Origin of the sequence: Proteus vulgaris, from assembly GCF_033708015.1 — a bacterium.
Lineage (GTDB): Bacteria > Pseudomonadota > Gammaproteobacteria > Enterobacterales > Enterobacteriaceae > Proteus.
The window spans coordinates 666,351-677,081 of record NZ_CP137920.1 but is presented as its reverse complement, the minus strand read 5'-3'; the positions used below and the strand labels follow the sequence as shown (position 1 = coordinate 677,081).

Sequence of the window (10,731 nt, the reverse complement as noted above, 5' to 3'; positions counted from 1 at the left end):
TAATTACGATAATAAATAAACTTAATTTTTATTTTATCTTTTTATGCATTTCTTGAACTGAAATAACACTTGCCGTTGGATCCGCCGTTAATGACAGTGTTGTCGCAAATCCGCCATTTAACGTCGTATCATAATGGACTTTATATCTTAATGCACTGCGACGAATAATTTTAGAATCTTCAATGGCTTGACGACCAGAAGTCGTATTAACAATATAGTCATATTCGCCATTTTTAATTCTATCTTCAATATGTGGTCGTCCTTCATGTACTTTGTTCACTAAACGTGGATTGATTCCCGCCTCACCTAATACAATGGCTGTACCATGTGTCGCATCTAATTCAAATCCACTTTTTAGTAATTTCGTCGCTAAATCAACAACTCGCTTTTTATCACCCTCACGCACAGAAAGAAGTGCCCTACCTTTTTTCTTCATGGTAGAACTGCTGCCTAACATCGCTTTAGCAAAGGCTTGAGCAAAGGTTGCGCCAACGCCCATGACTTCGCCTGTTGAGCGCATTTCTGGTCCTAAAATCGGATCCACGCCGGCAAACTTATTGAAAGGTAAAACGACCTCTTTTACAGCGTAATAAGGTGGAATAACTTCTTTTGTTACCCCCTGTGCATCAAGGCTTTGCCCCATCATGACACGCGCGGCGACTTTGGCTAATGGCACTCCCGTGGCTTTTGACACAAAAGGTACGGTACGAGCGGCTCGAGGATTGACTTCAATAAGATAAACATCATCACCTTTTACCGCGAACTGTGCATTCATCAACCCTTTTACACCTAATTCAAACGCAAGTTCACGGACTTGTTTACGCATCACATCCTGAATGTCTTTGCTTAGAGTATAAGCAGGCAATGAGCAAGCTGAGTCACCTGAGTGAACCCCCGCTTGTTCTATATGCTCCATAATGCCACCAATCACAACTTGTGTACCGTCACAAATCGCATCAATATCGACTTCAATCGCATCATCAAGAAAACGGTCTAATAAGACAGGGGCATCGTTTGACACACTCACTGCAGTTTGGAAATAGCGGCGTAAATCAACCTCGTCATAAACAATTTCCATTGCACGTCCACCAAGTACATAAGAAGGACGAACGACCAGCGGATAGCCAATCAATTGTGCTTTTTCTACCGCCTCTTCTAACGCGGTTACAGTGGCATTCTCAGGCTGTTTAAGCCCTAATTTATCAACCGCTTTTTGGAAACGCTCACGATCTTCGGCTTTATCAATAGCATCTGGCGCTGTCCCGATGATTGGTACACCTTCAGCTTCTAGCGCTCTGGCTAATTTTAATGGTGTTTGTCCACCATATTGCACGATAACCCCTTTCGGTTTTTCGATACGCGCAATTTCAAGCACATCTTCTAATGTAACAGGTTCAAAATAGAGTCTGTCAGAAGTGTCGTAATCCGTTGAAACCGTTTCAGGGTTACAGTTCACCATGATGGTTTCGTAGCCGTCTTCACGTAACGCAAGCGCTGCATGTACACAGCAATAATCAAATTCAATCCCTTGGCCTATGCGGTTTGGTCCCCCACCTAAGATCATGACTTTCGGTTTATCTTGATGTGGATTTGCCTCGCACTCATCTTCATAAGTTGAGTACATATAAGCCGTATCAGTAGCAAATTCTGCCGCACAAGTATCAACACGTTTATAAACAGGATGGAGTTGATATTGCTCCCGCAATTGGCGAATAACATCTTCTTTTACGTTAAGTACTTTAGCTAAACGCGCATCAGCAAAACCTTTACGTTTTAAGTGACGCAAGAAATCAGCACTTAACCCTTTTATACCCACTTCGCTGACTTTTTCTTCAAGGCGAACAATTTCTTCTATTTGAACTAAGAACCAGCGGTCAATATTAGTGAGGTTAAAGACACCATCAACAGATAGTCCTGCTCGGAAAGCATCCGCGATATACCAAATTCGGTCTGAGCCTGCTTCTTTTAGTTCACGACGAATTTTTGTTAATGCTTCAGGGTCATCTAAATCAACTTTAGGATCGAATCCTGTCGCCCCAACTTCAAGACCTCGTAACGCTTTTTGTAAGGATTCTTGTTGTGTTCTACCTATTGCCATCACTTCGCCAACAGATTTCATTTGCGTGGTTAATCGGTCATTTGTCCCTGCAAATTTTTCAAAGTTAAAACGAGGAATTTTTGTCACAACATAATCAATAGAAGGTTCGAAAGAGGCTGGTGTTCTCCCTCCCGTAATGTCGTTCATCAGCTCATCAAGGGTATAGCCTACCGCTAATTTTGCAGCGACCTTCGCAATTGGGAAGCCAGTCGCTTTAGAGGCAAGCGCGGATGAACGAGAAACTCGAGGATTCATTTCAATAACAATTAAGCGTCCTGTCTTAGGATCAACAGCAAACTGAACGTTAGATCCCCCCGTTTCAACACCTATCTCACGTAATACCGCCATCGAGGCATTACGCATAATTTGATATTCTTTGTCGGTAAGTGTTTGTGCTGGCGCGACAGTAATGGAATCTCCCGTATGAATTCCCATTGCATCAAAGTTTTCAATGGAGCAAACGATAATGCAGTTATCGTTTTTATCGCGCACCACTTCCATCTCATACTCTTTCCAGCCAATGAGTGATTCATCAATTAACAGTTCATTGGTTGGTGATAAATCTAAACCTCGAATACAAATTTCTTCAAATTCTTCACGATTATAAGCAATCCCACCACCGGTTCCGCCCATCGTGAATGAAGGACGAATAATACAAGGAAAACCCACTTGTTCAGCAACAGCAAAAGCTTCATCCAGCGTATGTGCTATACCTGAACGAGCTGTATCTAAACCGATTTTTTTCATCGCTTTATCAAAGCGTTGTCTATCTTCTGCTTTATCAATTGCATCAGCTGTGGCACCAATCATGGTGACACCGAACTCGGCTAAAACACCTTGGCGCTCTAACTCTAACGCACAGTTTAGTGCTGTTTGTCCTCCCATTGTCGGTAATACAGCATCAGGACGCTCTTTTTCAATAATTTTTCTCACAACTTGCCAGTGAATAGGCTCGATATACGTTGCATCGGCCATTTCAGGATCGGTCATAATGGTTGCAGGATTTGAATTTACCAAAATAACTCGATATCCCTCTTCACGTAGGGCTTTACATGCTTGAGCGCCTGAATAGTCAAATTCGCACGCTTGCCCGATAACAATCGGACCTGCACCTAAAATCAGGATTGTTTTGATATCTGTTCTTTTAGCCATTTCTTTCGCTCCTGATTTATTTGGTTGTCACTGATTGCAGGTTTTGACGATATTGCGCGATAAGCTCGATAAAGTGATCAAAAAGAGGTGCGGCATCATGCGGTCCAGGACTCGCTTCTGGATGACCTTGGAAACTGAATGCTGGTTTATCTGTGCGATGAATGCCTTGTAAAGAACCATCAAACAGAGATTTATGTGTCACACGTAAATTAGCAGGAAGAGAGGTTTCATCAACGGCAAATCCATGGTTTTGCGCTGTGATCATCACCGTATTTTTATCTAAATCTTTAACAGGATGATTGCCACCATGGTGACCAAATTTCATTTTGATGGTTTTTGCGCCGCTCGCTAATGCTAATAGTTGATGCCCTAAACAAATACCAAATACTGGAATATCACTGGTTAAAAAGGTTTGAATGGCGTTAATGGCGTAATCACAGGGCTCTGGATCCCCGGGGCCATTAGAAAGGAAAATACCATCGGGAGAAAGGGCTAAAACATCTTGAGCTGATGTTTGAGCAGGTACAACCGTGACTTGGCACCCTCTATCCACCAGCATACGTAAAATATTACGTTTCACACCAAAATCATACGCCACAATATGCAATGGCAATTCAGTCGCTAATTTAGCGTCGGGTAATTCATTTTTTAGCGTCCAACTTCCTTGCATCCACTGGTAAGGCTGTTTGGCAGTGACTGTTTTGGCTAAATCCATCCCTTTTAAGCCGGGAAAGGCTTTGGCTTTTTCGAGTGCAAGTTGGGTATCAGGATGTTCGCCGGCGATGATACAACCGTTTTGTGCGCCTTTTTCTCTCAACAAACGCGTTAACTTACGTGTATCAATATCCGCAATAGCAACGATATTATGGCGTTTAAGATAATCAGATAACGTTTCTTGAGCACGATAGTTGCTCATCACTAATGGCAAGTCACGGATAATTAAGCCTTGAGCATGGATTGTTTCTGATTCTTCATCTGAACGATTAACGCCGGTGTTGCCAATGTGGGGATAAGTAAGAGTAACAATTTGTTGGGAGTAAGAAGGGTCGGTTAGTATTTCTTGATAACCGGTCATTGAAGTATTAAAAACGACTTCACCGATGGCGGCGCCTTCTGCGCCAATCGACTTGCCGTGGAATTCGGTCCCATCTTCTAGAACCAATATAGCTTTTCTAATCAAAACGCCCTCCAGAGAATAATAAATCACATTTAGTGCATATTAATTCAGATTTAAGCCTCTAAATCAATGCCAAAAACATAAAATTGGGCAAATTTTTGGCAAATTGGGCGCATTCTAAAGATCGAATGAGCAGATGTCTAGAAAAAACACCTTTTTAATTTAAAAAATATCATTTATTAGCAATTTAATTAATCAAGTAACGATTTACATAATCAATCTTACAAATTTAACCGTTTGCTTACCAAGATAACTTAAAAAGAGAAGAAAGAAGGAATAAAGTGAGGTTTTTGTGTATTTAGATAGGTAAAAACGAATAAAAAAAAGAGATAATTAATAAAAATAATTAAAATAGATAAAACAAAGAAACAAATAAAATAAAAACTCACAATTGCAAAAATAATCGTGAGTTTTCAATAAATTAAAATAATTATAAACTATAAATCCTCTAAAGAAAGAACATCTTTCATATTATAAAGACCAGAGTTTTTATCACTTAACCAAACAGAAGCCTTAACAGCACCATTTGCAAAGGTCATTCTGCTAGAAGCCTTATGGCTTATCTCTACTCGCTCACCAATATCAGCAAAAATGGCTGTGTGTTCTCCCACAATATCACCAGCACGAATAGTTGCAAAACCAATGCTTTGAGGATCACGCTCTCCTGTATGCCCTACTCGCTCATAAACTGCACACGCTTTGAGATCACGACCTAATGCATCTGCAATGGATTCACCCATCGCTAATGCAGTACCTGATGGTGCATCAACTTTATGACGATGATGAGCTTCCACAATTTCAATATCACTGTAAGATCCCATCACTTTAGCCGCTTTTTCAAGTAATTTAAGCACTAAATTGACACCCACACTAAAGTTAGCGGCAAACACAATAGGAATAACTTGGGCGGCATTTTCAATCGCTTTTTTACCTTCATCATCAAAGCCTGTCGTACCAATAATCATGCCTTTTTTCTGTTCTACACAAAATGCAATATGAGAAAGCGTTCCTTCTGGGCGTGTAAAATCAATTAATACATCAAATTCACCCGCTTGAGCCAGCAAGTTATCCGTAATAGCAACGCCAATATGCCCGATGCCTGCTAATTCTCCGGCATCAGCGCCAATCAATGAAGAATTAGTACGCTCAAAAGCAGCACCTAAAACGGTTCCTTCTTGTTGAGAAATTGCCTGAATTAATTGGCGTCCCATACGACCACCCGCACCAACAACAGCAAGACGAAGTTCTTTTGCAGACATAACTAAATTTCTCCTTAACAATACTTATTATCTCTATTTATTGTTTACAGAGTAGCTATGTCACCCACTTGATGCCAGCATTTAACGTTAGAGATAAGAAAAACACACAAAACGGTGGTCATTATCAGTAAAAGAGATGAACAGCATGGTTATTCATTTAACTTTACTTTATCCATAAAAAAAGCAGCGTTATCCTCGCTGCTTTTTAAATTCACTATCACATTTAAGTGAGATTATTCGATAACTTTATAATCGAGGCGAAGCTCTTTAGGCACTTCAAAAACAATATTTTCTTCACGCCCTGATAATTCGACCACGTCATCAGCACCAAAGGTTTTTAAACGCTCTAATACTTGTTGAACCAAAATATCTGGTGCTGAAGCCCCAGCCGTAACGCCAACAATATTTGCATTAGCGACCCATGACTCATCAATATCTTCAAAGCTATCGATAAGATAAGAAGGCTTACCCGCACGCTGAGCAAGCTCTGCTAAGCGATTAGAGTTTGATGAGTTCTTAGAGCCAACAACAAAGACAACATCCGCTTTTTCAGCAAGCTCTCTCGCGGCTTCTTGACGATTGGTTGTTGCGTAGCAGATATCATCTTTACGAGGTCCAATAATTTTGGGGAAACGCGCATTTAAAGCGTCAATCACTTCTGATGTATCATCAACAGAAAGCGTTGTTTGGGTCATAAAGCAAAGATTGTCTTCATCTTTCACTTTTAATTTCCACACATCGGCTGGCGATTCAACTAAATACATTCCCCCTTCAGGGTTATTGTATTGCCCCATTGTGCCTTCAACTTCTGGGTGTCCTGCATGACCTATTAATATCGCTTCTTTGCCTTTACGGCTCGCTCTTGCCACTTCCATATGAACTTTAGTAACTAATGGACACGTTGCATCATAAAGCATTGTTAAATTACGTGAACGAGCTTCTTGACGAATAGCTTGAGACACCCCATGAGCAGAGAAAATTAAAATTGCGTTATCGGGTACTTCTGAAATTTCTTCAATGAAGATAGCGCCGCGTTCACGTAAGTCATTAACGACATAGCGGTTATGAACAACTTCGTGACGAACATAAATAGGTGCGCCATAGATTTCCAGAGCGCGATCAACAATGCTGATAGCTCGGTCAACACCCGCACAAAAGCCTCGTGGGTTAGCCAGCAATATTTGCATGTGTTGTTTCCTCCTCAGGATTGATGCTGACAACTTCAATATCAAATGTCACTTCTTCTGACGCTAACGGATGGTTAAAATCAACGGTGACAGAGTCTTCAGTAACATTTCTTACAATGCCTGGCATTTCGCTGCCATTCATCGCTGTAAATAGCATGATAGTACCCGCCTCAGGCACACCAGACTCTGTAAAGTCAGAAGGCATAAAGTATTGGATCAAGTCAGGATTGTATTTACCAAAAAGATGTTCACCCGCAAGCGTAAAGGTTTTTTTATCCCCTATTGATAATCCCAATAATTCAGCTTCTAAAGCTGGCGATAAACTGTCATCACCTAAACGAAAAAGGGCGGGTTTACCATGTGCTTGTGTAGATTCAGCAACAGAACCATCAGCTAACTTTAAAGTGAAATTCAGCAACACTGCGCTGTCGTTGAGTACCTGCATAACCATACTAATACCTTCTATTAAGCGTAACCCCCGCCATAAGGCAGGGGTTATTTTAGTTAACTTCTTGTCTGATTACTTTTGCTTTTTTGTATCTTGAGGACTGACATTTTTATCAGGGAAAAAACTTTCAATAATAATAAGCCCAGCACCGATACAAATCCCCATATCAGCAATATTAAAGGTAGGCCAATGCCAATCTCCAATATAAATATCAAGAAAATCGATGACAAACCCGTGGATCAGACGATCAGAGAGATTACCCAATGCTCCGCCAATAATTAGCGCATAAGCAACGTTACTTAGTTTGGCACTCGCTTTGTTTTTATACATCATTACCAATAAGGTAATACAGATTGCCAATGCAATCAGTGCAAAAAACCAACGTTGCCATCCCCCTTTATCTGCTAAAAAGCTAAAGGCAGCACCATAGTTATGCGCGTAAGTGAAATTGAAAAAAGGCATCACGGCAACAGATTCATACAGACGAAATGTCTGCATGAAATACTGTTTCGTACCTAAATCCAACACCACTACGGCGACAGCTAGCCATAGCCAGCGTAAACCTGTAGAGCAAAGTGTTTTCTTCATTAATTAAGCAAACTTACGTTCTTCACCGTTACCGGCTACGTTAGTAACACAGCGTCCGCATAATTCAGCGTGTTCCGCTACTTGACCGATATCTGTCGCATAATGCCAGCAACGAGGACATTTTTCGCCATCGGCTTTGTTAAGGACAATTTTTAAACCCGACATATCAGAAGCTAATGCCGTTTCTGGTGCTTCATTAATATCTGCCACTTTCGCTTGAGAAGTTAATAAAACAAAACGCAGTTCGTTACCTAACGCATTTAACTTATCTGCTAACGCTTTATCAGCATACAGAGTGACTGATGCTTCTAAAGATCCACGTAGCTGTTTATCTGTACGAGCCTGCTCTAATACTTTGTTGACTTCACCACGAACGGCAAGTAATTCAGCCCAATAGTCATCATTTAACGTTTCTGATGCATCTAAGCCAAATAGATCGGTATACCATTCTTCCGTTAAGACATATTTTGCACGTTCACCAGGCAACTCATTCCAGATCTCATCAGCGGTGAATGACATAACAGGTGCCATCCAACGAACTAAGGCTTCACTGATATGGAATAACGCCGTTTGGCAACTACGACGAGCCACGCTATCGCTTTTCGCGGTGTACTGTCTGTCTTTAATGATATCTAAGTAGAAAGAACCCATTTCTACTGAACAGAATTGCATTAGGCGCTGAATAACATTATGGAAATCATAATTTTCATAGTGTTTTAGGATATCCGCTTGTGCGGCTTTTGCACGACCGACTGCCCAGCGATCAAGTGTCACCATCTCTTCTGGCTTAACTTGGTGTTTTGCAGGATCAAACCCGTTTAAGTTCGCTAAGAAGAAACGCGCTGTATTACGAATACGACGATAAGTATCAGCCGCACGTTTTAAGATTTCATCAGATACGGCAATTTCGCCTGTGTAATCTGTTGATGCGACCCATAAACGTAGGATATCAGCACCCAATTTATCCATTACATCTTGTGGACTGACTGTGTTACCGATAGATTTAGACATTTTACGGCCTTGCCCATCTACGGTAAAACCGTGTGTTAATACTTCACGGTAAGGCGCTTTACCTTTGATTGCAGTCGAGATCATCAGTGAAGACATAAACCAACCACGATGTTGGTCAGAGCCTTCTAAGTACATATCTGCTGAATTACCGTGGAATTCAGGGCGTGCATCAACAACTGTTGAGTGTGTTGATCCTGAATCAAACCAAACGTCCAGTGTATCTGGCGTTTTCATATAATCATCAGCTTCATCACCCAGCACTTCACGGATATCTAAATCCCACCATGCTTGAATGCCACTCACTTCAACACGTTTAGCGACTTCTTCCATCAATTCTAATGTACGTGGATGTGGCTCTTGAGTCTCTTTGTGAACAAACAGAGACATTGGCGTACCCCAAGTGCGTTGACGAGAAATACACCAGTCAGGGCGATTTTCAACCATTGATTCAATACGTGCTTGACCCCAATCAGGGATCCATTTAACACCTTTGATCTCTTTTAATGATTGTTGACGTAATCCGTTCTTATCCATACCAATAAACCATTGTGGTGTGGCACGGAAAATAACAGGTGTTTTATGTCTCCAACAGCAAGGGTAGCTATGCTGTAAGACTTCATGATGTAACAGAGCGCCTTTTTCTTTTAGCAGTTCAACGATCACATCATTCGCTTTAAAAACAAAAATGCCATCTAATGTTGGATAAGTACCTGCTAAATAACAACCATTTGGACCCACAGGGTTAGCAACTTCTAAACCGTATTTTTGACCAATAACGAAGTCATCAGGGCCGTGACCTGGTGCAGTATGAACAGCACCTGTACCCGCATCTAAAGTAACGTGATCACCTAAAATTGCAGGTACATCAAAACCCATAAATGGATGATTAAAGCGCAGTAACTCTAAATCAGCGCCTTTACATTCACCTAAAACGCCCCAGCTCGTTACGCCAATACGCTTCATTACGCTTTCAACAAGATCAGCGGCTAAAATCACGCATTCATCACCAAAAGAGACTAATGAATAATTAAAGTCGGCATTTAATGCAATAGCGCGGTTAGCAGGTAATGTCCAAGGCGTTGTTGTCCAGATAACCAAAGAAATAGGCTTATCTGTTACTGCATGGAATTTGGCAGCAACTGCGTTTGGATCAACGGCGGTAAAACGCACATCAATCGAAGGTGAAGTTTTATCATAATATTCAACTTCTGCTTCAGCCAATGATGAACCACATGCTGTACACCAGTGAACAGGCTTAGCCCCTTTTAACAGGTGACCATTTGCGATAATGCGCGCTAATGCACGGATAGTATTCGCTTCAGTTTTATAGTCCATTGTAAGATAAGGTTTTTCCCAATCTCCTAGAACACCTAAACGAATAAAATCTTTTTTCTGTGCTTCAATTTGCTCATAAGCATATTTACGGCATTCCTCGCGGAATTGTGCTGCAGATATTTTCTCTCCTGGTTTACCTACGATTTGTTCAACTTTTAGTTCGATAGGTAATCCGTGACAATCCCATCCTGGAATGTACGGAGAATCAAAGCCTGACAGCCCTTTGGATTTAATAATAATATCTTTGAGAATTTTGTTTACTGAGTGACCAATATGAATATTGCCGTTGGCGTATGGAGGGCCATCGTGCAAAATAAATGTTTTCTTACCACTTTTAGCCTGACGAATTGCTTGATACAAACCTTCTTTGTACCAACGTGATAACATCTCTGGCTCGCGCTTTGCTAAATCCCCGCGCATAGGGAACCCTGTTTCTGGTAAGTTCAGGGTATTTTTATAGTCACTCATTCGATTCT

General features: G+C 41.1%; 7 protein-coding genes. All 7 read right to left on the bottom strand.

Annotated elements, in window-relative coordinates:
- Positions 1-28: 28 nt before the first annotated feature.
- A complete protein-coding gene (gene carB, locus SB028_RS03295; RefSeq protein ID WP_069368637.1) occupies positions 29-3,250 on the bottom strand; it encodes a carbamoyl-phosphate synthase large subunit in 3,222 nt (1,073 codons plus the stop codon).
- A 16-nt stretch (positions 3,251-3,266) separates the two neighbouring features.
- Entirely contained in the window at positions 3,267-4,430 is a 1,164-nt protein-coding gene (carA, locus tag SB028_RS03290; protein WP_069368638.1) for a glutamine-hydrolyzing carbamoyl-phosphate synthase small subunit, read from the bottom strand.
- 434 nt (positions 4,431-4,864) lie between these two features.
- A complete protein-coding gene (gene dapB / locus SB028_RS03285) occupies positions 4,865-5,686 on the bottom strand; it encodes a 4-hydroxy-tetrahydrodipicolinate reductase (protein WP_069368639.1) in 822 nt (273 codons plus the stop codon).
- Positions 5,687-5,919: 233 nt separating this feature from the next.
- A complete protein-coding gene (gene ispH / locus SB028_RS03280; RefSeq protein WP_069368640.1) occupies positions 5,920-6,873 on the bottom strand; it encodes a 4-hydroxy-3-methylbut-2-enyl diphosphate reductase in 954 nt (317 codons plus the stop codon).
- Positions 6,854-7,324 (bottom strand): FKBP-type peptidyl-prolyl cis-trans isomerase, encoded by a 471-nt coding sequence (gene fkpB / locus SB028_RS03275; RefSeq protein ID WP_069368641.1) that lies wholly within the window; start codon positions 7,322-7,324, stop codon positions 6,854-6,856. The genes ispH and fkpB overlap by 20 nt, the downstream gene beginning before the upstream one ends.
- Before the next feature lie 69 nt (positions 7,325-7,393).
- The gene (gene lspA / locus SB028_RS03270) at positions 7,394-7,909 is read right to left on the bottom strand and encodes a signal peptidase II (RefSeq protein ID WP_069368642.1); all 516 of its coding nucleotides are present in this window, start codon (positions 7,907-7,909) and stop codon (positions 7,394-7,396) included.
- Positions 7,910-7,912: 3 nt separating this feature from the next.
- A complete protein-coding gene (gene ileS, locus SB028_RS03265; protein ID WP_069368643.1) occupies positions 7,913-10,723 on the bottom strand; it encodes an isoleucine--tRNA ligase in 2,811 nt (936 codons plus the stop codon).
- Positions 10,724-10,731 lie beyond the last annotated feature (8 nt).